The sequence below is a fragment of the Natronosalvus vescus genome, assembly GCF_023973145.1.
Lineage (GTDB): Archaea > Halobacteriota > Halobacteria > Halobacteriales > Natrialbaceae > Natronosalvus > Natronosalvus vescus.
Map to the genome: position 1 here is coordinate 3,484,749 of NZ_CP099546.1, position 25,939 is coordinate 3,510,687.

Genomic DNA, 25,939 nt, shown 5'->3' on the forward strand with positions numbered 1-25,939 from the left:
GGCGTCTCCTCTAACGGCCACTCCGAAGATGTCGTGACACACGCGTCTCGAGAAGCTTTGCAGATCGGTCGGACAGGGTGATATTGTTCGATACCACGCAATTAGGGGCGTGCTAGTGCGAAACGTTGAAACGTGACTCATACGACGTTAGAGTATGACTCGCAGATTCCAGATGGATCGTCGCGCCTACCTGCAGACCGTGGGTGCCGCTGGTGCAACGGCCGTCGTCGCCGGCTGTCTCGGAGACATCGGCGGCGGCGAGGACGTCATCGTCCCGGGAACCGCCTCGGGCTTCCCACCGTTCGAATTCACCGAAGACGGTGAACTGGTCGGGTTCGACATCGACCTCGCCGAAGAGGCCATCGACCGAGCGGGCTACGAGGTCGGTGACTGGACCGACATCGAGTTCGACTCGCTCATCCCGTCGCTCACGGAAGACGATATCGACCTCATCGCGGCCGCGATGACGATCACCGACGAGCGAGCCGAGACGATCGCGTTCTCCGACCCGTACTACGAATCCGACCAGGCAGTCCTCGTCCACGCCGACGGCGACCTCGATCCGAACGACGTCGAGGATCTCGAGGGAGCCATCGTCGGTGCCCAAAGTGGCACGACCGGTGAGGGCGAAGTCGAGGCGCTCATCGAGGACGGCATCGTCGACGGCGACGACTTCCGCCAGTACGACAACTACACCCTCGCGGTGCAGGATCTCGAGAACCAGAACGTGGACGCCATCGTCGTCGACATCCCCGTCGCCGAAAACTTCGAGGAGGGACGGGATGTCGAAATCGCGTTCGTCATCGAAACCGGCGAGGAGTTCGGCCTCGGCATGCGCCAGGACGACGATCGAATCGGGGACATCAACGACGCCCTCGCCGAGATTCAGGACGACGGAACCTACGAGGAGCTCGTCGAAAACTGGTTCGAGTGAGGCATAGATGGACGCCGTCGTACTGGAAGTGAGCGACTGGGAGTTCGTCTTCGCCAACTGGGAATTTCTCCTGGAGGGGACGATCGTCACCATCTTGCTCACGCTCACCAGCCTGTCTCTCGGCTTTCTCGCGGGCTTTCCCGCCGGTGCCATCGAGGTGTACGGATCGGGCTGGCTCCGCGAGGTCGTGAGTACCGTCGGCGTCGTGCTTCGGGGGACGCCGATCGTCGTTCTGATCGTCCTCTTTTACTTCGGACTGCCGATCCCGCGTCTGGGATCGATGCCGCTGCTGGACTTCGACCTCAAGGCGTTCGCCGCGGCAACGCTCGCACTGGGGCTCCGGAGCGCCGCCTATCAAGGGCAGGTGTTCCGTGGGGCAATCCAGTCGATCAGTTCCGGGCAGATGGAGGCCGCCCGCTCGGTCGGCATGAGCGAGCGACAGTCAATTCGCCACGTCATCTTCCCGCAGGCGATCCGGCGGTCGATCCCCGGCTTCCAGAACGAGTTCACGATCGTCCTCAAGGATACGAGCGTCGCCTTCGCAATTGGCCTCGCCGAATTGCTTACGCGAGCAGAACGGCTGTACCTCCAACCCGGTCGAGATACGGCGGTGATGGAGGTCATCATCGTGATCAGCGCGATCTACTTCGTGTTGACGTTCACGACCAACCGGACGCTCGATCGGCTCCACGAACGCTACGCGGTTCCCGGAGGGAACGAATGAGTCTCTTACGTGTCGAACACGTCGACAAATCCTACGGCGACGAGGCGGTACTGCACGACGTCAGCTTCGAGATGGAGCGCCAGGACGTCGAAGTGATCGTCGGCCCGAGCGGGTCGGGGAAATCGACGATGCTCCGGTGTATCAATCGGCTGACCGAGATCGACGACGGCGCGATCTACCTCAACGACGTCGAGATTCACGACATCGACGAGAACGACCTGCGGCGTCGCGTCGGGATGGTCTTCCAGGACTTCAGCCTGTTCGCCCACCGGACGGCCCTCGGGAATATCACGCTGGGGTTGACCCAGGTGCTCGAGCTCTCTTCAGAGGAAGCCGACGCCAGAGCCCACGACTACCTCGAGCGCGTCGGTCTCGGCGACCAGGTCGACTCCTACCCGGCAGAGCTATCGGGCGGGCAACAACAGCGGGTCGGCATCGCGCGAGCGCTGGCGATGGATCCCGAACTGATCCTCTTCGACGAGCCGACGAGCGCGCTGGATCCGGAGCTGATCGGCGAGGTACTCGAGGTTATGCGGGATCTCGCCGAGGAGGGGATGACCATGCTCTGTGTCACCCACGAGATGGGCTTCGCCCGCTCGGCCGCGTCGACGCTCACGTTCCTCGATAAGGGCCGGATCGTCGAGCGTGGGCCGCCAGAGTCATTGTTCGACGACCCGGAACACGATCGCACTCGAGCGTTCCTCGGCGACCTCACGAGCGTTCATCAATGACGATGGAGGAGGCGTATCGCGGCAGGGCGGTCGGCACCCTTCCGGGACGGAAGCGGCTCGTCGTCGGGGCGGTCGGCGTTCTCTTCTGGGCGTGGCTGCTCGCTCGCTGGGCCTACCACAACTCGATCCTCGATTGGGTGTTCTCGGGTCTTGGGCTCCCGAATCTCATCCGATCGGATCTGGGCGTTCGCCAGCGAGAGCCCTGGATACCCGCCGCTCCGTTCGAAGCCGCAGCTGAGTCGGTTGCTGGCGTGGCGGTGACGCTCGGCCCCGCGGGAATTCCGCTCGAGTGGGTCGCGTGGCTGTTCGAACTCGCCGCGTTCGCCGCGGAGTCGGCACCGGCGCTGGCCGCAGGGGCGTTCATCACGGTCTACCTCACCGTCCTCTCGATGTTCTTTGGCCTGTTCATCGCCGTGCCAGCGGCCGTGGCGCGGATCTACGGCGGCCCCGTTCTGAGCCGCGTGTCGCTGGCGTACACCGAACTCATTCGGGGAACGCCGCTGCTCGCTCAGCTCTTTTTACTCTACTTCGGGCTGCCGCTGGCGGGCTTTTTCGATAGCTTCGGATTCGTCGGCTACGGCGGGATTCCGCGGGCCGCCATCTTCGTCGCCATCGTTGGCTTCACGATCAACTCCTCGGCCTACCAGGCGGAGTACATCCGGTCGGCCCTCCAGTCGGTCGACCCCGGGCAGCTGACGGCCGCCCGTTCGGTCGGCCTCTCGAGGCTCCAGGGAATCCGCCACGTCGTGTTACCCCAGGGACTTCGCTTCGCCATCCCGGGCTGGACCAACGAGTTCGTCTACCTCATCAAGTACTCCTCGCTCGCGGCGTTCATCACCGTCCCCGAACTCTTCCGCCAGGCCAGAAACATCGGCTCGAGCACGTTCCAGTTCACCGACATCTACATCATCGCCGCGCTGTTTTATCTCGCACTCGTGTTGACGACAGCGCTCGCGATGGGGCGACTCGAGCGCGCGGTGTCAATTCCGGGGCTCGGAACCTCCTCTCGACGGGGGTGAACGCGCCTCGAGCGGCCAAGGCAAATCGATGCTCCGAGCGCAGTAGCGCCAACTGGTTTGGTCATCGATTCAATTCCTGTTGGTGAGAACGAAAGAACCAAACACGACCTGTTCGAATCGGTACAGTATGCCCTCCAGACGCACCCTTCTCGCCACCGCCACGGCAACGGTGGCCGCCGCGTTCGGCGGCTGCACGGTGGTTACCGGCAGCGACGGGACGCACACACTGAAGCCTGACCGGCCGGCACTCCCAACTGTCGACGCGACGGTCGCTGCGAGCGATTCCGTCGAGTGGCGACCGGACGAAGGATACGTCGAAGTCACTGCGCTCCTCTTCGAGCACGACGACGGCTCAGGGTTCACCCTCTCGACCCGGTGTCGCGTCGAATCCCACGACGAGGATCGACCCCACAGCCGATTCCGTGCGACTCACGACTGGTCACGCATTCTGGGTGAGATCACGGCGTTCGATTCGAACGCACAGCGAACGGACAGCAATCCAGCGTTCACGTACGCGAATCGAGAACAGCGGGACGAGCTCGAGTGGGAACTGTCGATCGACGACCCGGAGCCGTACCCACGGGTGTATCGATTTGCCAGCGAGTTCGATCCGGTAGTCGTTTCCGCGGGCGATCGTATCGCGCGAACGACGCTGGTTGCGGAGTACGAGAAGGATCGGTTCTTCGGCGGGACGTGCCAGACGGGAACGACCCTTCAGCTGGAGTACGGGGAAGGGGCGGCCGAGGACTGGGAACCCAGTGAGTAGTGCCAGCTACCGTCGCGTCTCGAGGCGCAGTACGGTACTTCGCGGTCGAGACCTCACCATCGTCTCTCGCTCTGTTCCTGGCGTTATATGGTGTTAGACGCCGTATAGAGCACTGCTATGTACGATAATATCGTGATCCCCACCGACGGAAGTACCCCGGCTCGGGCGGCCATCGACGAAGGACTCGCCCTGGCCCGTCTAACCGACGCGACCGTCCACGCGCTGTTCGTCGTCGAACCGATTCCGCTCGGGGGGTTCGGTGCCGGGAGCTCACCGGCCAGTGCCGAGTGGGACACCGTCGTCGAGAAACAGGAACAGGAAGGGCAGACGGCCGTCGACGAGGTCGTCGAGCGTGGCGCGGAGCTGGGCGTCGACGTACGGACATCGATCGAGTACGGCAAGCCAAACGAAGAGATCCTCGACTACGTCGAAGGAAACGGCATCGACGCCATCGTCATGGGTACCCACGGTCGCTCCGGTGCCGGTCGGCTCGTGCTCGGGAGCGTGACCGAAAAGGTCGTCCGCAAAAGTGACGTGCCGGTGCTTACAGTGCGAATGGGTGACTGAGCGAGAACTCGAGGGGATGAGACGAGGTGGAAAGGGAACGCAGAGAGAAAGGATCATTGGCCGGACGGTACTAGCCTCGAGTGGCCGATGACGACCCACTCGCTCCGAACCGGACTCGGCATCCGGTAATGACGAGCCCTATGAGTGCCGAGGCCAGTTTTCTATCGATTCATTCCTGAGAGAAAGTAATCGGCCGCCAGTCAAGCGACGTCCCTCCCCCATCTTCGTTGCAAGCAATCTCCTGTGGTTGTACTCGCCTGACTCTGACGCTCGCTCGAGGAGGGGTGCCCTGTTAAATCACGTGAAACGTCTCTTCGTCGCTCACTGCCGTTCGCGGTCACTCTCACGGACAATGACCCAAAAATATAAGTCATGGAAGTGGCTGGCCGGAAGTGGTACCGGACGATGCGGTGCTCGCACTGGAGGGAGTCGACAGCGGCTACGGTGATCTGCAGGTGCTGTACGATCTTACACTCCACATCGAACCCGGGGAAATCGTCTGTCTCATCGGACCGAATGGGGCGGGAAAGTCGACGGTACTCCGCACGGCCTTCGGATTGAACCAGCCCTGGGTCGGCGACGTCCGGTTTCGGGGTGAGTCAATCGGGGGCGTCGAGCCGGCGGAACTCGTCAGAAAAGGACTCGGATTCGTTCCCCAGACCGAGAACGTGTTCGGGTCGCTGACCATCGAAGAGAACCTTCGGATGGGTGGGGTCGCTCGAGATTCGGGGCTTTCAGCCGTTATCGGGTCATTGTACGAGCGATTCCCTATGCTCGAGGAGAAGCAACAGGCAAAGGCCAGAACGCTATCGGGCGGCCAACGACAGGTGCTCGCCCTCGCGCGGGCACTCGTTATGGAACCCGACGTGTTGTTCATCGACGAACCGTCAGCCGGCTTAGCACCGTCGATCGTTGCGGACGTCTTCGATAGCGTTCGGACGGTAAACGAGATGGGGACGGCTATCCTGATGGTCGAGCAGAATGCCCGCGACGGACTCGGCATTTCCGATCGTGGGTACGTTCTCGATCAGGGGACGGTTCGGTTCGAGGGAGCCGCGAACGAACTGCTCGATCATCCCGAGGTCGCCGAACTGTATCTCGGTGGGTAAATGATTCGCGATTGGGTTTCGGGAGAGCAATGTCCAGGATACCCGCCCCTGCGGACGTTGGACAAGAGGATCCTGACCACTGAACGCTCCACTCCCTCGAGTGATTTCTCTCGAACGGCCCAGTAGGGTCAACTTGTTCGTGTCGAGTGGGATCGACCCTGATTCGACGCGAGCGTTCGATGGCGGCCAGGTGGTCAGGTGAATACGTTATGCCCGTGAAACACGTATAGTAGAGCACCATGGCCGAACACCCGGTTCGGGTCGGCGTCCTGAGCTTTCACGATAGCAAGGAGTCGAAGGCGATTCTCAACGCCGTGGAGGATTTCGGACACGAGCCAGTCTGGCTTCGCGAAAAGAACGTCCTCATCAGGTTCACGAACGGTCAATTCGTCCTCGAGCCCGACGTGGACGTAGTGGTCAACCGGTTACTGTTGTCGACGGCGAAACAACCGACGGAAGCAGTTGGATTCGCAAACACCATCGCCCGGTTTCGGCCGATGGTAAACGACCCCGATGCGGCGGCACTCGCATCCCACAAGATCGCGTCCGCCGCGGCGATGGTCGACGACGACGTGCCGGTACCCGAAACGGCCCTCGCACTCGGGACGACCATGCTCGGACAGATCAGTCCCACGTTCGGCGATGAGTTCGTGTACAAAACAACCGTCGGTACGCACGGTGGCGGCGCGTGGAAGGTTCGCCAGACCGATCTGATCACCGGAACCGTCGGCACGCGACGGGCGTTCCTGCAGGAACTCGTTCACACCGACCGCGAGCGTCCACGAGATCTCCGGGTCTACGTGGTTGATGGCTCGATCGTAGGCGCGATGTACCGCTACGCCGCCGACGACGACTGGCGGACGAACATCGCTCGAGGCGGCCATGCGGAGGACGCGACCGAAACACTTCCCGATGGAGTCGATACCATCGCGAAACGGGCGACGGACGCAGTCGGTCTGGACTGTGCCGGTGTGGATCTCATCGAAGGGAATGACGGGTGGTTCGTCCTCGAGGTGAACCCAACCGCTGGATTCAAAGGCCTCTTTCAAGCGACGGGACGGAGTCCGGCCCCTCACATCGCGAAACTGGCGATCGAGCGGGCCGGCGGGTCAGTCGACACCACGTTGGTAGCGATGTTGCAATCGACGCTCGATGACTCAATCCCATCGTGTGTGCCAATGACCGTCGAGCCGATCGAAGGCGAATCACCGACGATCGGGCTCACGGAACGGGTCGTCATTAGCGGCACCACCGATACGAAGACGGTGATCGGTCGCGCTGAACCGGTGGCGTCGCAGACGCGTATCGATCTCCAGCTCGCCGCCGCAATTGGGGCCGGCCCCATACAGGTCAGCGACGCCGGTAGCGATCAAGACGGGCGGAACGAACGGAAGCCGATCGTCGACGTGGTCGTCGGGATAGCGGGAACCGAGCAAACTGTAAACGCACAGGTCGAAGATAGAGCCGAGGCAACGTATCCACTGTTGCTCGGCCGAGACGTGCTCGCCGACTTTCAGATCGACGTCGGGACTCGGTACCAGGACGGATCCACGGAAACGCTCGGGAAATGATCGAGATGGGCGGGAGGAACCGCTCCGCTCATTACTCGATTGGGCTAAACCACCACTCGATTGGGCTGAAACTGACTCTCAGCTAACGCTCACTCGAGTCATCGGGTCGCCGGATCCAACGACCTGCAGACGGCAAAGCATATGACACCCGACGAGACGGTTACACACGAATGACGGAGTCGGTGCGAGCCAGCGTTCACCGGACGGGAGCCAGTTTTCGCGCGTTCCTGGTAGGATGCGTACGGATCGACACGCGGACACTGGCCGTCTTTCGAATCGGTGTGGCTCTCTTGATTCTGGCCAACCTGCTGCTCCGGGCGCGAAACTTTTCGTTCTTCTACACCGAGAACGGCGTCGTTCCACAGGCCCTCGCAACGCAAAATCGCCACCAACGGTTTTCTCGTCTCGGATCGTCGGAGCGCCGACTCGAATGAGAGCAGAAGCGATAGCATCCCGCGAGCTAGGATGCAGGAGAAAAACCCGACAACCGCTTTGCCTTCTTCTCGATACATTCACCCTCGGTTCCAATATGCACTTCCCGCCTGGAACCGACAACCGGATATGGACGTCCTGGATGAGAGCCTCGTTCCGGAACACGCCCGCGACGTTAAAGCGGAGGCTCGAGACTTCGCAACGGAGTACATCGAACCGAACGCCGAGGAGCACTTCGTATCCGGGGAGTACCCGACGGAAATTCTCGAGGCGGGCCAGGAGGCAAATCTGGTCGCACAGGATATCCCGGAGGGGTGGGGCGGACGCGGACTCGACTTAGCCCAGTTGCTGGCGGTAACCGAGGAGTTCTATCGTGCTGACGCGGGGATCGCACTCACGCTCCAGTTGGCGAGTTTCGGGTGTGAAATTACCTACAAGTTCGGCAGCGAAGACCAGTGTGAGGCGTACGTGAAGCCGGTAGCACAGGGCGACCAGATCTCCGGCTTGGCCGTCTCCGAGCCCGAAACGGGCAGCGACCTCGCCGGGATGCAGACGAGGGCGGAGAAAGACGGCGACGAGTGGGTGCTCGACGGCGAGAAGTACTGGATCGGGAACGGCGTCGAAGCCGACTGGGTGACGGTGTACGCGCGTACCGGTGACGACGAGGACAACCGCTACGGGAACCACTCGATGTTCATCGTCCCGACCGACAGCGACGGATACCAGGCCGAACACATCCCCGAAAAGATGGCGATGCGGGCCTCGAAACAGGCACACATTTCGTTCGACGACTGCCGCATACCCGGGGAGAACCTCGTTGGCTACGAGGGAGCGGGCTTCATGATGCTCGCGGATTTCTTCAACCACGGCCGGGTCATCGTAGCGGGGCACGGTCTCGGAATCGCTGCCGCCGCTATCGAGGAAGCCTGGTCGTTCACGCACGAGCGCGAGGAGTTCGGTCGGACGATCAACGAGTTCCAGGCCGTTCAGCACGGGCTCGCTGATATGCTCATGGAGTTCGAAAGCGCCCGAGCGCTCGCTTGGCGGGCCTGTGAAAAGGTGCAGGCCGACGATCACCCCGGCTACTGGGCCGCACTGACGAAAACCAAGGCGACGGAGGCTGCGGTTTCGATCACCGAGCAGGGGATGCAGTTCCACGGTGGTCGCTCCGTCCTGAACGATCGGCGAATCGCCCGACTCTACCGCGACGCCCGGGTGCCGGTAATCTACGAGGGGGCGAACGAAGTCCAGCGGAACCTGATTTACCGGCAACGGCCGTGAGTCGGAGTTGGAAAGATCCTCATTTCTGAGGGCAGTGGTTCCGCAAAACCCGTCAGGACGGATGTTTCGTCCGAGAGTTCGCGTTCTAAAGTTCGCCTTCACTGCGGGGGCTCGAGAAGCATCGACATCCGACTCAGTTCCAGTGTACACACGAAATGGGGCAACTCGAGCGGTAGGAGGCGTCTCGACGTGAGAGATGGCCCGAGCGGTATGAGTCGTCTCGAGCGGTAGGAACGGAAATATCGTAGGAGGGACTGCCGCCATCAGTACTCGGCTCGGACGCGCTGAGCGTCGAGCCGAGTGTAATACCACAGCGTTCCGGTCAATCCCTGTTCGGCGATTCGTCGGCCCGACGTTTCCACCAACACTTCGGGACAGTACTCCGTCGACACCGTCGCGCCAAGCTCCCTGCTCAATGCCGTATCCTCGTTCGGCACCGTCGGAAAGCCGTCGAACCGGTCGAACGTCCGGTGGTGGACGAAGAAGTTGAATCCCGGGAGTACCGGTCGCTCGAGTCGGGGAAAGACGTGATTGATCGTCAGCTCCACGAGCTTGGCTCGACTGGGGCCGGTTACCCGACATCGGGCTGAGGCCACAGTCAGGTCGTTCGCCTCGACGAACTCGAGCATAGTCGGGAGGTAGTCCGGTCGGACTCGTGTATCGGCGTCGACGAACGCGAACCACTGACCGCTCGCGTATTCCGCCCCGCGATTCCGTCCGGCGGCGATACTCGAATCGGATCCCTCGATCACTGTGGCGTCGTACTCACGAGCGATCGCCACGGTGTCGTCGACCGAGCCACCGTCCACGACGATCACTTCAATCGGGACGGTCGTCTCGAGGCTCTCGATGCTCGAGAGCGCACGACCGAGGTACGGTGCTTCGTTTTCGCCGGGATGATGAAACTGACTACTGGTTCGGTCATCGTCATCAGGTTGTCGTCACCACACGTGTGATTTGTCGGTGACATTGAGACCGTAATTCGAGTCTTGCTAAACGGATCGAAGAGATCCAGTGCCAAGGAGTTCTGGAAGCTTTATCCGCCGGGTGGCTCAGCGGAGCGACCCGACTCGATGCAGTGGTTCTGGTTTCATTTTCCATGTTCATCTCTCGCGAAAGCGTTCGAGATCGGCCTCGTCCATCGGGAGCACCTGATCCGGAATGGCGTCAAATACCGGTTCCGGGATTCGCTCGAGCACCCTCTCGGCAACGACGACCAGCGGCTTCCGAACCAGCACGTACCCGACCGACACCGCGAGCAGTCCCAGTACGACCGTATCGATCGGGTCGCCGAAAACCAGTGCTGCCGGGATGACGAGCAGGCCCGACAGCAGCAGATCCTCGGGTGCACCGTCGTACCGGATCCAGCGTCGGGGCTCGAGCCACCGATCGTGGTAATGGCTGTACACTGCCCGATCGGACGTCCCCTCCCAGGGTTTGAGCTCGAGTCCGCCGCCGAAGACGTCCATGGTGGAGTGCATACCGGCTGCGAGGACGAAGATCGAGAGTCCGATCGTCGTCGGCGTTGTGACGAGGATTGCAACGACGGCGCTCACGGCTCCGAGAACCCAGTAGTAGATCGGGAAGTGGAGGTTTCGCCGGTGTCCCGCGTAGAGGTCGAGATCGGGAAATATGCCCCCGGCGATCGCGGCGACGGCGATCACGAACGCGAACTCCGGCAGGACGATCGCAACGATGGCGGCGACAGCGAGGGCGGCGAACGCGTGAGTCGTGGCCATCATCGTCGGGTAAACTGTCTTCGAACGGGAGTCTTAAAGGAGTCTCGCGTGATCGCGCAAGCGAGCAACGGGTGGCTCACGGTACACGTCGCACCACCAGTTTCACGGTACACGTCTCGCAACCAGTTTCAGCGTACACGTCTCGCCACCAGTTCATCACCCCTACTCTGCAAGCCTCGGGCTTTACCCACGACGGACGGTACGAGCGTATCATCGGTCGTACTGCCCGTCGGATTGAACGAACCCATTGTCAAGCGAAGCGATGTCACGTACTCCATCTCGAGCCTTACACGGCGAAAAATCGAACGCCTACCTCTCCTGGGTCGCGATCGCCGTCGTCCTCCTGATCGGCGGCTACGCGATACTCGAGCAACTCGTCCACGAAACGCTGTTCGCAGCGACCGTCGTCACCGTCGCACTCGTGCCAATGATCGTCCTCGAGACGAGACGGGCAGCCCTCCCCTGGGAGGTGACTGTGGTCGCCGTTGCACCGTTGCTTGCGGCGATCGCTGCCCCCGACCTCTTGACTCGACAACTCGTCATCTATGCCGGGGCGGCGATACTCGCACTCGCACTGACGCTCGAGGTGCACGCCCTCACCGAGGTTCGCTTCGAACGATGGCTCGCCGTGACCGTGGTTGCGATGGTCTCCGCGGCGATCGCGGCCATCTGGGCGATACTCACCTGGGTACAGGATCTCGCTGCGGGGACGACAATTCTAGCCGGGAATACGGAACTCATGTGGCTACTGATCACGGCGACTGTCGCGGGGATCATCGCTGGCGTCTGTTTCGACCTGTACTATCGGGGGTTCCCCGGCGAAGAACTCGTCTCAGCGCCCGTCGATGGCGTCGAGGAGCATGTGTTCGCGATCGAAGCGGACATCGACGGTCACCCGCCGCTGGAAGAACGCCTTCCCCTCTCCGGGCGCGTCCAGTTCGGCCTCATCCAGACGCTCCGTCTCGGTATGGTCGCTATCTTCGTCTATGGGCTCTTCAACCTCGACGTCGGTGTGATATCTAATGCCGGCGGGATGCTCGCGATCACGTTCGTGCCCACGATGCTCCGTCGTCGCTACGACCTACCGTTCGACGCGGGGCTCACCCTCTGGATCACGCTCGTCGTCTTTTTGCACGCGATCGGCTCGTTTTACATCTACGATCGATCGTTCTGGTGGCACAACCTCACGCACCCGCTTTCGGCGACGCTCGTCGGTGGACTGGGATACATCGCGATTCGTGTCATCGATGAACACCGTGACGAGATCCACGTCCCGCCAGAACTGGTACCTGGATTCGTCGTCGTCTTCGTCCTCTCCTTCGGCGTGTTCTGGGAGATCGGCGAGTTCGGGTTCGACCTCATCGCAAATGCCACCGGCCTCGAGATGCCCCTGGCCCAGCACGGCCTGGACGATACGATGACGGATCTCGTGTTCAACACGTTCGGCGCCGTCGTGGTCGCCGTCTGGGGGCTCCCCTACCTCACCAATCTCACCGACGTCGTGACCGACCGACTGGAGGACTGGGTCGATCGGTGAGACGCTCGGTGGTACGATGGTTTCCTGCGCGCCTCACCGCGGTTAGCTTTTGTCGGGTTGCTCGAGCATACGGGCGACCGTCACGAACGCCTCGAACTTTGGCGGCGCACCCTGCACCTGCACGACCTCTTCGTCCGGGCAGTACTGGATGAACTCCACCTCGTCGGTTTTAGGGAGGTGCGTGTGTTTCAGATCGATCGCGATATTGTCGAACTCGTCCCACGATAGTTCCGACCCGGGTGGGTTCTCTTCCCAGTCAGCGATCACAGCGACCAGTTCTTCGACGGCGACTGGGCCGTCTTGTTCGTGCAGATAGTAGAGCGCATATCGACGCCGCTCGTCGCTGAGAAGAGTGAAGACGGTGTCCAGCGTGACCATTTGCCGGTAAGAGGCAGACAACCAATTTAGCCCCATCGGTTTATAAAGTATAATTGTCACCATCTCACAACGAGAGGCCGACCGGGCAGTCCATACAAGTGCAAGGTATACCCGTCTCGTCGTGTCGTAGGCCTCCTTGAAGTGCACGCCGGTTGTCGGATCGACGGCCAGCGGATAGTACTCCAGATCGACGATGAATGGAACGAGCACCTCGTGAAAACGGCTGCATTCGATGGCTTACAGAACTCACCGAACGGCTGCTCGGGGCTGACGAGCGACGATGCACGTTTGGACATCGTGCTCGACCACCTACGGGATTACTTTTACGTCCAGGACAGTTCGTGATTATCTCGAGTGTTCGTCGACCTCGTGGATCGCACTCAGCAGTACTCTCGAGAGTCCCACAGTCGGCCCGAGTGACTGGACGACCACCAGGTGGCTCAGGGTGGTTGACGACCACCAAGCGTCCCAGGTGCTGGGCGACCACCAGGGGTTCGAAGTGTACGAAGGTGTGTACGAACTTTAACTCGCTACACCTCGTTCGTCTCTCATGGAGTTCCTCGTGGCTGTCGACGGCTCTAAAGCGGCCAGAAACGCGCTCACCTACGCTGGCGATATTGCGGAAGCGATGGACGCCTCGATCACTGCCGTCCACGCCATCGACCCGGCGGTTTTCGAGGAGGGTGGCACCGAACCGATCACTGGGTTCGCAGATGCCGGTCGGCGTCTGGTTATCGAAAGCATCGAAGCTACCGAAGAACGCGGGCTCGCCCTGCTCGATGAATTCGAGGCGGTCGCCGAAGACGAAGAGATCTCTATCGAGACGTCGTTGCTCTACGGCGACCCTGTGACGGCGGTCACCGATTACGCCGAGGACGTCGACGCCGACACCATCTTCGTGGGCCATCGTGGTCGATCGGAGCGTACCGACCTCATGCTCGGAAGCGTCGCCAAATCGATCGTCGAACGGGCAACCGTCCCGGTCACGGTCGTCAGATAACGGGGGAACGAAGGGGGCTCAACTGTCGGTTGTAGTCTCTTACCGATGAGGCCCGATACGGTCTGGTCTCACTGGTAAACAGTTACAACCGATCGTATCACGCCTCGAGCAGCCAGCCGAAGCGTTTCTCCCAGAACTCCGGGGCAGGTGGCTTTTTCGTTCGGCCGTAGGTTTTCTTGTCCCTGATCTGGCGCTCGAGGGTATCTCGGGCCTCGTTGATCGCCTGACTCGCACCATATCCTTCACCTGAGGCGATGTACAGACCGCTATCGGTGTAGAGACGAATGCGCGCGAGCAACAGCGGGACGCCACGACGAGTCTCGTCGTGTTCGTGGAGGTGTACTTTCGCGTCAAGCACGTTCATTCCGTGATCTCGATCGTCGAACTTCTCGATCACGGCGACGATCCGATCGTAACTCACGTCGTCGATGAGGTCAGTTCCGTAGATCTGGACGCCGCGGTTCCCGCCGGCCTCCCACGTGAGCGAATCGAGGACGTCGGTTTTCGTAACGATGCCGTGGGGTAAACCGTCCTCGGTGACGACCAGCGACGAGGTGCTAGCGTCGAACATCTCGGCGACGGCAACGTCGAGTGTTTCACTCGGGTCGATCGTTCGCACCGGGGAGGCCATGACGTCTCGAACCGGGAGGTCGAGCATCCGGCTCTGTTCGCCCTCTCGAGCGCCGAATCCCCCGCCTCGGGTACGAGCGGCGCTGGATGAGATCTTCCCGCCGAAGGGATCAGTTCCGCTGGCGTCCCCACCCTGGCTTTTCATCTCGGCGCGAACCGTGAGGTCGGTAACGTCGTATAGGCTAAGGACACCGACTGCAGCATCGTCCTCAACGACGGGGAGGTGGGTGATTCTGTGTTCCCGGAAGACGTTGAGGGCTTCCCCCAGGCGTGCATCCGGCTCGAGCGTGACGAGATCCGATGATTGAGCCTCGGCGACCGTCGCGGCATGGAGGAACGATTCGACTTTCCGCAGGATTGCATCGACGGTGACGACGCCGATCAGCTCCTGGCCCTCGAAAACCGGCAGCAGCTGGGAATCGCTGTCGATCATCAGTTGTGCCACCCTGCGGATGTCCTCCCCAGGCGCTAGCTGCGGGACGTGCCAGACGAGTGAGCCGAGTTTTTCGCCAGGTTGCCGGTGGGAGGTCGCGAGCTGTCTGCGGGTAACGATTCCTTCGTACCGTTCCCCGCGGACGACGACCCCTCTGACGCCCGACTCTTCGAACGTTCCGACGAGTTTCGAAACGGGTGTCTCCGGGGTGAATTCGATGTAGTCCTCCGAAATGATATCTGTAATCTCCATGGTTTGTTTGGTGTGTCCGGCTACTCAGGGGGCAGTACGACCGATGCCGTGACAGCAGGTGTGTCTCCGCCACTAAGAAGTAGGGCCTGAACAATCGTTATCGTTGTGCTCATTCCCGAATTCTCGGAACTGTAACGGGACGGGCCGGGAACGGTGACGAGGTCGGCCACCGTCTATCCTTTAATCTGGCTGATGTAGACGTACACTATGAACCGCTTCGTCCGCCACTCGAGACTTGACAGCCACGGTACTGTACTGGTCGTCGTCATCATCGCCGTCGTGTCGATCGCCACAGGGCTCGCGGCGATGGTAACCGAACCGCTTCTTGCCGGCGAAGGCTACGTCGGAACGCTCCAAACCGCCACGGGGTTTAGCGCCGTACTCGTCGGGTTTCTACTCCTCGCAGCTGCCTGGGGGATGCGTCAGGGATATCGTATCGCCTACGTCGTCGCCCTCCTCATGATTCTGCTTTCGGCGGCACACGGCATCGCACAGACGCGTCCCATTTCGATTCCGCTCGTCGTCCTCTCGACTATCGCCATCGTGGTGCTCCTCCGACGACAGCGACGCGAGTATACGCGCTCGTTCTCTTTCACACCAACCCAAATCGGCGCACTAATCGCAATCAGTGGGGTCGTCGTGTACGGAACGGTCGGTGCCTACGTCCTCCGAACCGACCTGGAAGGGGTGGAAACGGTGCTGGATGGATTGTACTTCACGCTCGTCACGGCGAGTACCGTCGGGTATGGCGACGTATACGCGACCAGCGAGGCGGGACGGCTGTTTGCCATTACGCTGATCCTCCTCGGGCCGGTGAGCATCGTCGCCGTCGCCGGGACGCTGTTCGGCCCGGCTCTCGAGTCCCGTCTCAGGCGCGCCGGTACCCGGATACGGGCGACTCAAGCAGAACGAGTGACGGACGGAGAGCGCGTCCTGTTGCTGGCACACGTCGAGAATGGCGAGCAAGTCGTGAATCACCTCGCGGATCAGGCGTCGCTCACGGTTGTCACGCCGGGGGAAGACTGGGCGCACGAACTCGAGGCCAACGGTATAGAAGTACACGTCGGTAACCCGGCAGACGACGATGTCCTCGAGCGAGTCACGGACGCAAAACAGGTTGCCATCGTCATTGCAACCGACGCAGAGACAACCCCGTACGCCGTGCTTGCTGCCCGCCGATTCGACCCCGATGCTCGAGTGGTTGCCGTCACGACAGTCGGTCACGAGGCGGATCTGGCCGAGATGGGGGCTGACGTGACGATCGATCCAGTGGGTCTGCTCGCCAGAACGACGGCCACCGCTGCGCTGGGAGGAGACGCGGATTCGATCCGGTGAGGTTCCCGCTCCTCGAGCGACCCCGGCCAGTACCAGCGCTTCATGAGGGTCGGTGGCGTCCCGCCGAACCGATCGCCAATTCTGTACCCGGACGATAGATGGGAAGCGATTACAACTCCGACAATAGGATTGCTGTACGTCATATTCGTCGTAACTACCTCCCGTTGTCGGGTGCGTCGGGAAACCGGTTCCACAAACCGTAACAGTGGAAAGGGTGTTCAATAGCCACCTATTGTGCGCATACTCGGCCTTGCACAACGTGCCATCCGGATTGACGGTGCTGCCTCCCGAACGAATGGACGCCATGAATTTCGACGAGTTCACGGGTACGATCCAGCACCGTCTCGAGTTTCCGGACACTGGCCGAACGCTCCGGGCGATTCGGGCGACGCTCATGACACTGGGCGAGCGAATACCCGAAGGGAACGCCGACGATTTCGCTGCCTCGCTCCCAATGGAGATAAAGTGGTACATGACTGGAGCCGTCCACGACCACGGCCAGCGATTCGACTGGAACGAGTTCCTCGACCGAGTCACCGAGATCGAAGGTGAGGGCGTCGACAAACCCGAGGCCGCCTACCACGCTCGAGTCATCATCGACCAAGTGGAAACGCTGGTACCGCCCTCGGATTTCAGGCAACTCCGCGATCAACTCCCGGAGAGCGAGGACGACGAGAACTGGCGCAAACTGTTCGAGGTCGTCGATGCAGGGGGATGGGGCGATGCTGAAGAAGCCCAGACCGGTGGTGGCCCACAACCCGATGCGGCGACTGAGGAATAGCCCGTTCCTGTCGTCGAGGTGTTTGCAGACGGGGTCGGACACACCACCCCGCACCATTTTACCCTCGGTGCTGGTAGGCCGTTCGCATGGATTCGACTCTCCGCCGACGTGAGTTTCTGGCTGGGAGCGGTGGGATTGGAGTCGTGAGCGTGGCCGGACGTGTCGGGCACTCGAGATCGGAAGCGGACGACGCCCCCTCTGGAGACCCCAATTCCGTCGCGGTCGTCTCGCAGCATCACCTCGCCACCGAGGCGGGCCTCGAGGTACTCGACGAGGGTGGGACGGCTGCCGATGCCGCAATCGCCGTCGCTTGCACCCTGAGCGTCGTCGAACCCTGGTTTTCCTCCGCGTTGGGCGGTGGCACCTGGGCACTGTACTACGATACGGAATCGAACGAGGTCACCAGCGTGGACGGCGTCGGCCCAGTCGGTTCCGAGGCGACACCTGAGGATTTCGAAGCCCGGGCCGATACCGCTGGGATACACCAGTCGATCGTTCCCGGTGCCTGGGATGGATGGATGCAGTGGCTCGATCGGTACGGTGTTCTGGAACTCGAGGACGTGCTGGCTCCCGCGATCACGATCGCCCGGGACGGGTACCCCGTCAGCCCGGAGATGGAACGCTGGCTCGAGCGACGGGCCGACCTGATCGACGACCGACCAGCGGCGGCGAGTATCTACAAACCGAACGGTGACATCTTCGAAGAAGGTGAGACGGTCACCCAGCACGAGATGGCGGACACGTTCGAGACCCTCGCCGATGTGTACGCCGACCATCGTCAGAAAGGGCGGAGCGACGCGATCCAGGCGGCGAGAGACCACTTCTATCGGGGGCCGATCGCGGAGGCGATCGTGGCCTACTCCGACGAACACGACGGCTATCTCACGAGTTCGGATTTCCACGAGTTCGAGTCCGAGATCGTCGATCCGATCTCGATCGAGTACCACGACGACGTTCGCGTGTACCAGAACCCCCCGAACAGTCAGGGGATCACCCAATTGCTGGCGCTGAACGTCCTGACGGAGTACGACCTCTCCGAACTGGATCCGGACGATCCCGATGCCGTGCACCTCCAGGTGGAGGCCATAAAGCTCGCGTTTGCCGACCGATACCAGCACGTCGGCGATCCCAATCGGGTCGACGTTCCCGTTGCCCAGTTACTAGACGACGACTACAGGCGAAGCCAGGCTGACCGAATCGACATGGAACGGGCAATGGAGTGGCCGATCGACTCCGGTCTGTCCGATGCATCCGACGAACTCGACGAACTCGACGAGCGCAGCGAGTTCGACCACACGACGACCTTCCACGTCGTCGATGCGGACGGGAACGCCGCCGCCGTGACGACCAGTCTGGGCGCGCAGTTCCTCGTTATCGGGGATACGGGGATCCACATCAACAACCGCATGCGGATGGTCGCCCTCGAGGACGATGACCCCAACCTGCTGACGCCCGGGTACAAGGTGCGCCACACGTCCAATCCATACATGGCTCTCCGGAACGGTCGACCCTACATTCTGGGCGGAAACACCGGCGTGGATACGCAACCGCAGGGACAGACTCAGCAGTTTCTGAACGTCGTCGAGTTCGGACTGAACGCACAGGAAGCAGTTTCCCGTCCACGGTTCGTGAGTACAGCGTTCCCGTCCACACAGTATCCCTACGAGGTCGAAAGCACCCTCCAGATGGAGTCGGCGTTCCCCGCGGACGTAATCGAGGAACTCGAGGAACGTGGTCACGACGTCGAAGCGGGGAATATCTCCGTCGGAACGGCGACGATGATCGTGGTCGACGACTCTCGAGAGCGGATTCACGTCGGCGCAGAACCACGAATCTCGACCGCTGCGGGGAGCGTGCCGGCGTCGGTCGACGAATAAGCGGTGCGTACGGTGGACGGTTCGTCTTTCTCGCTCGAGTATACCAACCCAACTGCCTCACGGAAGCACGATCACGGAAATGAAGACGAGGATACTGACCAGGCCAACCAGGCTGACCAGGCCAACCAGGCCAACTAGGCCAACCAGTGCCATCGGTAGCCCCCCGTTCGTTCGCAGTGGATCAGTTCAGTACGGATCGCTTCGGAAGGCCCGATCCAATCGACATAAACGAGATGTTACACCTGAACAGAACCAATAGCGTGGTCGACGTAGGAACTGCCATGTACGATGACGTCCTCATCGCGGTCGACGGCAGTGACGTTTCAGCGACGGCGGCGACGGCGGGTATTGCACTCGCCAACACCCTCGAGGCACGGGTACACGTCCTCGCAGTCGTGCAGGACGGACGAGACGACGTCGAAACGCGACGAGCACAACGGACGGCCGACGTCGAGGACATCGCCGCCGAAGCAACTGCGGCTGGGTGTGAAGCCGAGTGGGCCGTCCGAACCGGTCGACCCGCAAACGAAATTCTGGCCCACGCCGACGAATACGACGTGGACGCGATCGTCGTCGGCACCCACGGCCGTACCGGTTTCAGGCAGGTACTCCTCGGGAGCGTCGCCCTCGAGGTGATCCGCGATGCTCGACAACCGGTGGTGACAATCGGCCCCGAAGCGACGTTGGCCGACGACCGGTGGCAACTCGACGAGATTCTCCTCGCAACGGACGGTTGGCCGGGATCGGCGGCGGCGACGAACCACGCGCTTTCGCTTGCCGAGGCGTTCGATGCTACCCTCCACGTGCTGTACGTGACCGCCGCCAGTTCCGACCTTCCGGAACTGCAGTCGGCGTTCGAGGAACACGGCGAGAGAGCGACGATGGACGTCCTCGAGCGGGCCGACGCTCGCGGCATCGAGGCGAAGCGAACGATCGCGGAGGGGTCGGCACACGAGACGATCCTCGAGCACGCCGGTAGCGACGCAGTCGACCTGCTCGTGATGGGAACGGAGAGCAAATCACGTCTCGATCGATTTGTCGTCGGCAGCGTCTCCCAGCGTGTGGTACCCACCGTACACGCCCCGGTTCTCACCGTGCGAACGATCGAGTCCTGACCCTCGTAATCGACTCGTCGTGACTGAACGCAGGTCGACGATCCCGGGGGGGGGGGATACTTTTGACTTACAGCGTGATTGTGCGAGGTATGGCTCGAGACATCACCGTGTTCGGTCGCTACACGTACCTCGCCACCGAGGTGTTCTGGGGAACGATCGCGTTTCTCCTGCTCCGTCGGGCGGGTGCGCTCAGACGCGCCGCTGTAACGATCCTCACGCTGTACCCGATTGCCTACGTCTGGGACTGGTACACCCTCGAGGTCGGCGTCTTTGACATCACCCTGCGAACGGGGTACGAGGTGGGTGGCATCCCGATCGAAGAACACCTGTTTGCGGTCGTCGTCCCGGGACTCGTCATCGCCTTTCACGAGACCCTGTTCGGGGCGACCGCGTCAGAGTGACCGAGCAGGGACACGTTTACCAGTCGACTGACTTATCACGGGCTGTGACGGAGTACGCGTATGACCCGTGATTGTCGAACCGATCCAGCGAGCGGATCGAAGTCGTCCATCACTGTCGGTAGCCCCACTTCTCGAGGGAGTTCGGGTGTTGGATCGATACTGATTGCCATCGGTTTCATCGGTGCGCTCGTTCTCGCGGGCATTTTCGTCGCGCCACAGGCGCTCGCCTACGTCGAGGACGAACTGGGTGGCTCGGCGATCGATCCACCGGCGTTGGGTGACCGTACCCCTGAACACGTAGATCAGAACGATCCGGGCGAGACTCGTTACAATACTGAGGCCGAGACGGTGTCATCGGTCGCCGTCGAAGATCGGGTTCACGAGCTGGTCAACGAACGGCGGGCCGAACACGGACTCGAGCCGATCGGCTTCGACGGGACGATCGCGTCCGTCTCCCGTGCCCACAGCCAGGACATGTACGAGCGGGAGTTCGCCCACGTCAACCCCGACGGGGAGACACCGCACGACCGGTTCGACGCCGTCGCCGACTACTGCCAGGTTTACAGCGAGAACATCGCGCGGACGAGCGTCGGGACGCTGGTCGAACGATCCTACGACGGCGAGCGAGTCGAGTACCACACTGCCGACGAACTCGCAGAAGGGCTCGTCGAGCAATGGATGAATTCGCCCGAACACCGCGCGGCGATTCTCGGAGAACAGGAGGCAGTCAGGGAGGCTGGTGGCTGGGATCGCGGCGGCGTCGGCGTCTACATCACCGACGAGGGTCGCGTGTTCGCCACCCATAACTTCTGTACGGTTCGGTGAACGGCCGGATGCGTTCGTCCTCGTGCCTGATGACTTCGAATACTCTTAGTAGCGGACGTTGAAGCCAGGCGTATGGCCAGTCACTCGGATCGAGACGTACGTGAACTACTCACTGCAGTCGCACGGACGGCCTCCGACCGCGACATCACGTTCTTCGCCGCAGGATTCGCCTACTACGCCTTCGTGTCGCTGATCCCACTCGTCCTCCTCGCGATCGTCGTCGGCTCGTTTCTCGGCGGTGAAGCGATTGCCGAACGCCTCATCGTCCTCGCCGGCGACTTTCTGCCAGCTGCCGGCGAAGACCTCGTGCTCGAGATCCTGACGACGGAATCGGGTCGTGCAGAAGCGACCGTCGTCGCCCTCGCGGTGGCGACCTGGGGTGCCCTGAAGGTCTTCCGGGGACTCAGTCTCTCCTTCGACCAGGTGTACGACACCCCCGTCGAGGATTCCTTCGTCGAGCAGATCATCGAGGGGGTTACGGTGATTCTGGTCGGTACCCTGGCGCTCTTGCTCATGATCGTTCTCGGTGCGTTCATCGGTCTCGTCCCCGATTTCGTTCCGTTCGCGGGCCTGCTGGGCTGGCTGGCGCTGCTCGTTGGCCTCGTCCTCGTCTTCGTGCCGATGTACTACGTGTTGCCGCCGATCGACATTCCCCTGAGGGAGGCGCTTCCGGGCGCGATCTTCGCCGCTATCGGCTGGGTGATTCTTCAGGGGGGCTTTCAGCTCTATGCCGCCAACGCAGGACAGTATCAGGCCTACGGGGCGATCGGAGCCATCCTCCTGTTCGTCACCTGGCTGTACTTCGCCGGTATCTTGATTCTGCTCGGGGCCGTGATCAACGTCGTTCTGTCGAAGCGAGAGGTGGCAGTCGGCGACGGAGGAACCGACCGGTAGCGAGTGACGATTGTCCGATAATTTCTGCACTTCCCACGGAGAAACCTTATGGTCGCTCGAGCAACACACGCCTATCATGAGCGAACACGGTGCTGAGTCGACGGGGGAAGGAACTGAACGCGAGTCGGCAGGGGAACAGGCCGAACGCGAGTCGGCAGGGGATGAGCCAACCGACGGTTCCGGAGAGGCCACTCCAAACAGTCCGGGTGGCGGGCCGAAACGGGTGGTCTCGAAGACGAGCGTCGACGACATTCTCGCCTCGTTGGACGACACTGCGAGCAGCGATCCATCGCCGGCCGTGTCACGGAGGTCAGCGGCGGAACCGACGACACTCGAGTCGACCCACGAGGACACCGACTCGAGTAGCGAGGCGAACGCCGACACAGCGGCTGCCGAAGCTGACGGTGATCCAACGACCGATGCTGAGACGGACGTCGACGAACCGTCGGGGGGCTCGAGCGGTCTCGGCGGCGAGGCACCGGGATCGAGTGCAGTCTCAGCGGAGACGGACTCGATCGTCGATCCATCCGGTGAGCTGGATTCGGGATCAGGGTCTGGATCGACATTCGCTGTCGAGGACGAGCCGACAGTCGAAGTCGATGGCGAGTCCGGAATCGACACTGGGGAAGTCAGCGGGGAGCCGAAACCATCATCGGAACCGACACCGCCAGTCGAAGACGAGCCGGAGGCAGACGCTGCACTCGCGGATCGGATCGATCGCGGGTCGGTCACGGGTGCAGACGTCCGGGCTGCCGAGGCCGGCGAGGGTCGGGAAGCCACGCCAGAAATCGACGACATCGACCTCTCCCTGGACGACCTCGAGGGGTCGGGGTCGGCGTCGGTTTCTGACGCTGCCGACAGTGGCTCCGATGCCGGCCCACTCGCCGGAACACTCGAGCCATCCGTCGACCGAGATGACGACGACTCCGCGGAATCGAATTTCGTCGCTCGAGCCGATTCCGGAACTCGAACCGGTGATGACGATGGTGACGGCGACAAGGAGGATGCAGACGAGTCGTCGGGTGGTATCGTTGGTCGCATTCGGCGACTCTTTTCATCGTAATCGGACGATGATCCGACGCCTCACAGACACCCGTCTCGAGCCCCCGTCTGTTGGAACCGGTCGTAGATCGGCGTCCTGTGCTCGTCGAAATACTCGAGGTTATCGCGTTTCCTGCACGGGGTACGGTGGTGGGGGTGCATACCCCAGTGTGTCGAGTGTTCCGGAGTGGGTGGCGATGCTGCCTCGAGGCAACGTACTGTTCCCTCGTGAGCCGCCTGCAACGACGCGAATCACCTGAGCGTTCTCAAATATGTTATCGCTGCGCGGAATAATCCGATCCTACTCGGAACGTCAACCAGGAGACACGCGTGTGCAGGCCCTACTTGCATGCGTATCCCCCGCATTGGGTGGGGCACTATGTGCCCACAATTCACGGCCAAAGACGTCGGCAAACGCGTTCACGACGAAAACGGCGAGGACATCGGCATGGTCACGGACGTCGATCAAGGCGTTGCACACGTCGAACCGGATCCGGGAATCACCGACAGTATCAAAGCGGCGCTTGGCTGGAGTTCCCCCAGTGGTGATACGGTAACCCTCAGGGAATCGGACGTCTCTCGCATTACCGATGACGTTGTCCATCTCGGTGGCCAATCACAGAGCGATATGGGGACGAGCGGTCGACAATCGGCGACGGGGGGAACCGACGACACGGACGTACTCGGTGGGGGATCGGCGAGCGACATGGCGACCCGCGGTCACGAACACGAGACTGCAACCGGCGACATGCCCGAGGAAGAGGATGACGGAATCCTCGGTAGCGATGACGATGGCGGCCTCCTTGGAGACGACGATGACGGCGTTATGGGAGACGACGATGATTCGATCTTCAGTGACTCGAACTCGAGCGAACGCGAACGCCATAGCGGCGACGAAGGGCTGATGGACGAAGGTCGCGAAAACGACGTCGACAGACACGCCGACGAACCACGGACGGGCGAGCCACGGACGGGCGCTGGTGAGGAACCAACGCACGGCCACGATCACGATCACGATACGGACTCGGACATAGATCTCGAGAGAGACGAATCACCGCTCGAGGACGACAGTGATGACGAATCACGTAGCCGCGCTGACCGTGACGACGAATAGGAGGTTGGTGGATGAACGGCAATCGGTACAGGTGAGCGAAGCTCGTTGAGAGAACGAGTGACTAATTAATCCACCCACGCGCGAATCTGTCGCTTGAGCACCCGATCACTCGGATCGAGTGAACGCTGCCAGATTCGACTGTAACCCTGCCGCGAGCGAGGACTTTCGCTGGAGGCGGGCCAGCGACACCGGTAACTGCGTGGAGACGGTTCGAACGGCGTCGTGGAACGTCTCGGCCGTCCCGAACTCGCCGTCGAAGGCGTTTCGAACGCTCTCTCTGACCTGCCAGACCCCCACCGGTGCCCAGTAGTCGTCGCTCACCTCACGCAACACCAGACACTTCGCCTGCCGTCCGATCGACTCGAGGTGCTCGAGGACGCCGACCCGCGCGGCGTAGTAGGCGCCGGCGGTTTCCTCGACGTAGCTCGAGCGCCCCTCGTAGCCTTCAGCGGCGCTCCCCATCCAGATGTTCCCTTCGGGGTCGGGGTTCCAGATGCTGCCGGGCGCTTTCATCTCGACGAGTTCGTACTCCCACGTGCCGGGCGCGAGGATGACCCAGTAGCGGTTGCCCATGTACTCGTTTGCCCACACCTGTACCTCGTCGATGCTTGGGGCGTTTTTGATCCGACCGCGAAGGAACTGCCCGACGGTGTCGTCGACGGCGGTGATCGACCACCGTGTCGGGACGAGTCTGCGCTGGGTGGCCTCCCCGAGCGCGCCCGCCGAGAGGATCGAGTTGATCTCGTAGACGTCGAACCCGCGGCGATAGAGGTACGTCATCGCCCCCTGGGCCTGCCAGTCGTCGTCCTCGAGGGTCTTTTTCACTGGCCTGGGGACGTGGGGGTTCTCCCGGAGGTCGGCCGAGCGGGCCGTCGCCCGCGGGCCACGGGGCGTCGCCACGTCGGTTCCCGCATCCAGTCCGAGATCCGGGGTGCCCTCGAGGCCGATCTCGAGGTCGACGGGCCGATCCGAGATGGCGACCTCCCGCTGGACGCCGACGAAGCCGTCCCAGACGTCGTGTACCGACGGGGCGAGCCGGCTGGCGATACCTGGCGCGTCGACGTTGGCGCGTTTGCTGGAGTTGAGCAGGCCGGTACGTCGCTGGAGGACGTCTCCAATGCCGTACCCCTGCTGGTACCACGCGCCGTCGGTGACGTAGGAGGCGGCGTCGTCCTCGTCGCCGACCGGTGAGAGGACGCCGACCGGAATATTGGGATAGCTCGAGCGGCCGACGAAGATCGACGGGGCCGTCGAGCCGACGAGGGAATCCCCCGAGAGCGACCGCTCGAACTTGCGCTCGAAGTCCTCGAGGTGATCCGTGATGGCGTAGGACTTCTCTTTTGCGAGCTGACGCCGTTTCGCTTCTTCGTCCGGCTCCAGCTCCTCGATGTAGTCGTCGAGGCGCATAGTCGTTCTTCGTTCGTAGGGGCGGTATGGCTTTGAATGTTCGTCT

25 protein-coding genes and 1 pseudogene are annotated in these 25,939 nt (G+C 61.9%); 21 read left to right on the plus strand and 5 right to left on the minus strand.

Going from position 1 to position 25,939, the window contains the following annotated elements; all coding sequences use genetic code 11:
- The first annotated feature begins 154 nt into the window (after nucleotides 1–154).
- From NGM68_RS16485 to NGM68_RS16530, 10 genes and pseudogenes are all read left to right on the plus strand, one after another.
- The gene (locus tag NGM68_RS16485) at nucleotides 155–934 is read left to right on the plus strand and encodes a basic amino acid ABC transporter substrate-binding protein (protein WP_252699314.1); all 780 of its coding nucleotides are present in this window, start codon (nucleotides 155–157) and stop codon (nucleotides 932–934) included.
- Nucleotides 935–941: 7 nt separating this feature from the next.
- Nucleotides 942–1,658 (plus strand): amino acid ABC transporter permease, encoded by a 717-nt coding sequence (locus NGM68_RS16490; protein ID WP_252699315.1) that lies wholly within the window; start codon nucleotides 942–944, stop codon nucleotides 1,656–1,658.
- On the plus strand, nucleotides 1,655–2,389 hold the full coding sequence (locus tag NGM68_RS16495) for an amino acid ABC transporter ATP-binding protein (protein WP_252699316.1): 735 nt from the start codon (nucleotides 1,655–1,657) through the stop codon (nucleotides 2,387–2,389). The genes NGM68_RS16490 and NGM68_RS16495 overlap by 4 nt, the downstream gene beginning before the upstream one ends.
- Entirely contained in the window at nucleotides 2,386–3,408 is a 1,023-nt protein-coding gene (locus tag NGM68_RS16500; RefSeq protein WP_252699317.1) for an amino acid ABC transporter permease, read from the plus strand. The genes NGM68_RS16495 and NGM68_RS16500 overlap by 4 nt, the downstream gene beginning before the upstream one ends.
- A 127-nt stretch (nucleotides 3,409–3,535) precedes the next feature.
- Entirely contained in the window at nucleotides 3,536–4,174 is a 639-nt protein-coding gene (locus NGM68_RS16505; protein ID WP_252699318.1) for a hypothetical protein, read from the plus strand.
- Between the two features lie 117 nt (nucleotides 4,175–4,291).
- Entirely contained in the window at nucleotides 4,292–4,741 is a 450-nt protein-coding gene (locus NGM68_RS16510) for a universal stress protein (protein ID WP_252699319.1), read from the plus strand.
- A gap of 365 nt (nucleotides 4,742–5,106) precedes the next feature.
- Nucleotides 5,107–5,850: an ABC transporter ATP-binding protein gene (locus NGM68_RS16515; RefSeq protein ID WP_425493627.1), complete on the plus strand. Its 744-nt coding sequence runs from the start codon at nucleotides 5,107–5,109 to the stop codon at nucleotides 5,848–5,850.
- Nucleotides 5,851–6,089: 239 nt separating this feature from the next.
- On the plus strand, nucleotides 6,090–7,421 hold the full coding sequence (locus NGM68_RS16520; protein WP_252699321.1) for an ATP-grasp domain-containing protein: 1,332 nt from the start codon (nucleotides 6,090–6,092) through the stop codon (nucleotides 7,419–7,421).
- 170 nt (nucleotides 7,422–7,591) lie between these two features.
- Nucleotides 7,592–7,801, plus strand: a pseudogene (locus NGM68_RS16525) (HTTM domain-containing protein); the annotation flags it as partial.
- Nucleotides 7,802–7,982: 181 nt separating this feature from the next.
- Entirely contained in the window at nucleotides 7,983–9,134 is a 1,152-nt protein-coding gene (locus tag NGM68_RS16530; protein WP_252699322.1) for an acyl-CoA dehydrogenase family protein, read from the plus strand.
- 263 nt (nucleotides 9,135–9,397) lie between these two features.
- Here NGM68_RS16530 and NGM68_RS16535 read toward each other — a convergent pair whose 3' ends face one another.
- Both NGM68_RS16535 and NGM68_RS16540 read right to left on the minus strand, forming a co-directional pair.
- Nucleotides 9,398–9,985 (minus strand): glycosyltransferase, encoded by a 588-nt coding sequence (locus NGM68_RS16535; protein WP_252701445.1) that lies wholly within the window; start codon nucleotides 9,983–9,985, stop codon nucleotides 9,398–9,400.
- Nucleotides 9,986–10,237: 252 nt separating this feature from the next.
- A complete protein-coding gene (locus NGM68_RS16540) occupies nucleotides 10,238–10,876 on the minus strand; it encodes a metal-dependent hydrolase (RefSeq protein WP_252699323.1) in 639 nt (212 codons plus the stop codon).
- Nucleotides 10,877–11,135: 259 nt separating this feature from the next.
- On the opposite strand from NGM68_RS16540, the gene NGM68_RS16545 reads away from it, so the two are divergent.
- A complete protein-coding gene (locus NGM68_RS16545) occupies nucleotides 11,136–12,410 on the plus strand; it encodes a DUF2238 domain-containing protein (protein WP_252699324.1) in 1,275 nt (424 codons plus the stop codon).
- 42 nt (nucleotides 12,411–12,452) lie between these two features.
- Here the strand turns inward: NGM68_RS16545 and NGM68_RS18265 are convergent, their stop codons facing one another.
- Nucleotides 12,453–12,998 (minus strand): DUF7344 domain-containing protein, encoded by a 546-nt coding sequence (locus NGM68_RS18265; RefSeq protein ID WP_311136042.1) that lies wholly within the window; start codon nucleotides 12,996–12,998, stop codon nucleotides 12,453–12,455.
- Nucleotides 12,999–13,338: 340 nt separating this feature from the next.
- On the opposite strand from NGM68_RS18265, the gene NGM68_RS16555 reads away from it, so the two are divergent.
- Nucleotides 13,339–13,788 carry a universal stress protein gene (locus NGM68_RS16555; RefSeq protein WP_252699325.1) on the plus strand — a complete coding sequence of 150 codons (450 nt, stop codon included), beginning with the start codon at nucleotides 13,339–13,341 and terminating at the stop codon, nucleotides 13,786–13,788.
- Nucleotides 13,789–13,885: 97 nt separating this feature from the next.
- Here NGM68_RS16555 and NGM68_RS16560 read toward each other — a convergent pair whose 3' ends face one another.
- Nucleotides 13,886–15,103: a CBS domain-containing protein gene (locus NGM68_RS16560; protein ID WP_252699326.1), complete on the minus strand. Its 1,218-nt coding sequence runs from the start codon at nucleotides 15,101–15,103 to the stop codon at nucleotides 13,886–13,888.
- Between the two features lie 207 nt (nucleotides 15,104–15,310).
- Here NGM68_RS16560 and NGM68_RS16565 point away from each other — a divergent pair, with 207 nt between their 5' ends.
- The 9 genes from NGM68_RS16565 (at nucleotide 15,311) to NGM68_RS16605 (ending at nucleotide 24,486) form a co-directional block, all read left to right on the plus strand.
- Nucleotides 15,311–16,438: an ion channel gene (locus NGM68_RS16565; RefSeq protein ID WP_252699327.1), complete on the plus strand. Its 1,128-nt coding sequence runs from the start codon at nucleotides 15,311–15,313 to the stop codon at nucleotides 16,436–16,438.
- Between the two features lie 304 nt (nucleotides 16,439–16,742).
- Nucleotides 16,743–17,219: a DUF2267 domain-containing protein gene (locus tag NGM68_RS16570; RefSeq protein WP_252699328.1), complete on the plus strand. Its 477-nt coding sequence runs from the start codon at nucleotides 16,743–16,745 to the stop codon at nucleotides 17,217–17,219.
- Between the two features lie 86 nt (nucleotides 17,220–17,305).
- Complete coding sequence (locus tag NGM68_RS16575) at nucleotides 17,306–19,096, plus strand: gamma-glutamyltransferase family protein (protein ID WP_252699329.1); 1,791 nt, start codon at nucleotides 17,306–17,308, stop codon at nucleotides 19,094–19,096.
- 281 nt (nucleotides 19,097–19,377) lie between these two features.
- Nucleotides 19,378–20,211, plus strand: a complete 834-nt coding sequence (locus tag NGM68_RS16580) for a universal stress protein (protein ID WP_252699330.1) — start codon at nucleotides 19,378–19,380, stop codon at nucleotides 20,209–20,211.
- Between the two features lie 89 nt (nucleotides 20,212–20,300).
- Nucleotides 20,301–20,612: a lycopene cyclase domain-containing protein gene (locus NGM68_RS16585; RefSeq protein WP_252699331.1), complete on the plus strand. Its 312-nt coding sequence runs from the start codon at nucleotides 20,301–20,303 to the stop codon at nucleotides 20,610–20,612.
- Nucleotides 20,613–20,672: 60 nt separating this feature from the next.
- Entirely contained in the window at nucleotides 20,673–21,437 is a 765-nt protein-coding gene (locus NGM68_RS16590; protein WP_252699332.1) for a CAP domain-containing protein, read from the plus strand.
- A 72-nt stretch (nucleotides 21,438–21,509) separates the two neighbouring features.
- On the plus strand, nucleotides 21,510–22,331 hold the full coding sequence (locus NGM68_RS16595; protein ID WP_252699333.1) for a YihY/virulence factor BrkB family protein: 822 nt from the start codon (nucleotides 21,510–21,512) through the stop codon (nucleotides 22,329–22,331).
- A 76-nt stretch (nucleotides 22,332–22,407) separates the two neighbouring features.
- Nucleotides 22,408–23,394 (plus strand): hypothetical protein, encoded by a 987-nt coding sequence (locus NGM68_RS16600; protein WP_252699334.1) that lies wholly within the window; start codon nucleotides 22,408–22,410, stop codon nucleotides 23,392–23,394.
- A 357-nt stretch (nucleotides 23,395–23,751) separates the two neighbouring features.
- The gene (locus NGM68_RS16605; protein ID WP_252699335.1) at nucleotides 23,752–24,486 is read left to right on the plus strand and encodes a hypothetical protein; all 735 of its coding nucleotides are present in this window, start codon (nucleotides 23,752–23,754) and stop codon (nucleotides 24,484–24,486) included.
- A gap of 105 nt (nucleotides 24,487–24,591) precedes the next feature.
- Here NGM68_RS16605 and nreA read toward each other — a convergent pair whose 3' ends face one another.
- The gene (nreA, locus tag NGM68_RS16610) at nucleotides 24,592–25,893 is read right to left on the minus strand and encodes a DNA repair protein NreA (protein WP_252699336.1); all 1,302 of its coding nucleotides are present in this window, start codon (nucleotides 25,891–25,893) and stop codon (nucleotides 24,592–24,594) included.
- Nucleotides 25,894–25,939: the final 46 nt, after the last annotated feature.

Bases quoted from the DNA above. Each gene is read 5' to 3' on its own strand.
- NGM68_RS16530 (WP_252699322.1), top strand. From the start codon at position 7,983: ATGGACGTCCTGGATGAGAGCCTCGTTCCGGAACACGCCCGCGACGTT.
- NGM68_RS16605 (WP_252699335.1), top strand. From the start codon at position 23,752: ATGTGCCCACAATTCACGGCCAAAGACGTCGGCAAACGCGTTCACGAC.
- NGM68_RS16595 (WP_252699333.1), top strand. From the start codon at position 21,510: ATGGCCAGTCACTCGGATCGAGACGTACGTGAACTACTCACTGCAGTC.
- NGM68_RS16545 (WP_252699324.1), top strand. From the start codon at position 11,136: ATGTCACGTACTCCATCTCGAGCCTTACACGGCGAAAAATCGAACGCC.
- NGM68_RS16585 (WP_252699331.1), top strand. From the start codon at position 20,301: ATGGCTCGAGACATCACCGTGTTCGGTCGCTACACGTACCTCGCCACC.
- NGM68_RS16580 (WP_252699330.1), top strand. From the start codon at position 19,378: ATGTACGATGACGTCCTCATCGCGGTCGACGGCAGTGACGTTTCAGCG.
- NGM68_RS16505 (WP_252699318.1), top strand. From the start codon at position 3,536: ATGCCCTCCAGACGCACCCTTCTCGCCACCGCCACGGCAACGGTGGCC.
- NGM68_RS16510 (WP_252699319.1), top strand. From the start codon at position 4,292: ATGTACGATAATATCGTGATCCCCACCGACGGAAGTACCCCGGCTCGG.
- NGM68_RS16570 (WP_252699328.1), top strand. From the start codon at position 16,743: ATGAATTTCGACGAGTTCACGGGTACGATCCAGCACCGTCTCGAGTTT.
- NGM68_RS16500 (WP_252699317.1), top strand. From the start codon at position 2,386: ATGACGATGGAGGAGGCGTATCGCGGCAGGGCGGTCGGCACCCTTCCG.
- NGM68_RS16540 (WP_252699323.1), bottom strand. From the start codon at position 10,876: ATGATGGCCACGACTCACGCGTTCGCCGCCCTCGCTGTCGCCGCCATC.
- NGM68_RS16560 (WP_252699326.1), bottom strand. From the start codon at position 15,103: ATGGAGATTACAGATATCATTTCGGAGGACTACATCGAATTCACCCCG.
- NGM68_RS16590 (WP_252699332.1), top strand. From the start codon at position 20,673: ATGACCCGTGATTGTCGAACCGATCCAGCGAGCGGATCGAAGTCGTCC.
- nreA (WP_252699336.1), bottom strand. From the start codon at position 25,893: ATGCGCCTCGACGACTACATCGAGGAGCTGGAGCCGGACGAAGAAGCG.
- NGM68_RS16490 (WP_252699315.1), top strand. From the start codon at position 942: ATGGACGCCGTCGTACTGGAAGTGAGCGACTGGGAGTTCGTCTTCGCC.
- NGM68_RS16600 (WP_252699334.1), top strand. From the start codon at position 22,408: ATGAGCGAACACGGTGCTGAGTCGACGGGGGAAGGAACTGAACGCGAG.
- NGM68_RS16495 (WP_252699316.1), top strand. From the start codon at position 1,655: ATGAGTCTCTTACGTGTCGAACACGTCGACAAATCCTACGGCGACGAG.
- NGM68_RS16555 (WP_252699325.1), top strand. From the start codon at position 13,339: ATGGAGTTCCTCGTGGCTGTCGACGGCTCTAAAGCGGCCAGAAACGCG.
- NGM68_RS16565 (WP_252699327.1), top strand. From the start codon at position 15,311: ATGAACCGCTTCGTCCGCCACTCGAGACTTGACAGCCACGGTACTGTA.
- NGM68_RS16485 (WP_252699314.1), top strand. From the start codon at position 155: ATGACTCGCAGATTCCAGATGGATCGTCGCGCCTACCTGCAGACCGTG.
- NGM68_RS16575 (WP_252699329.1), top strand. From the start codon at position 17,306: ATGGATTCGACTCTCCGCCGACGTGAGTTTCTGGCTGGGAGCGGTGGG.
- NGM68_RS16520 (WP_252699321.1), top strand. From the start codon at position 6,090: ATGGCCGAACACCCGGTTCGGGTCGGCGTCCTGAGCTTTCACGATAGC.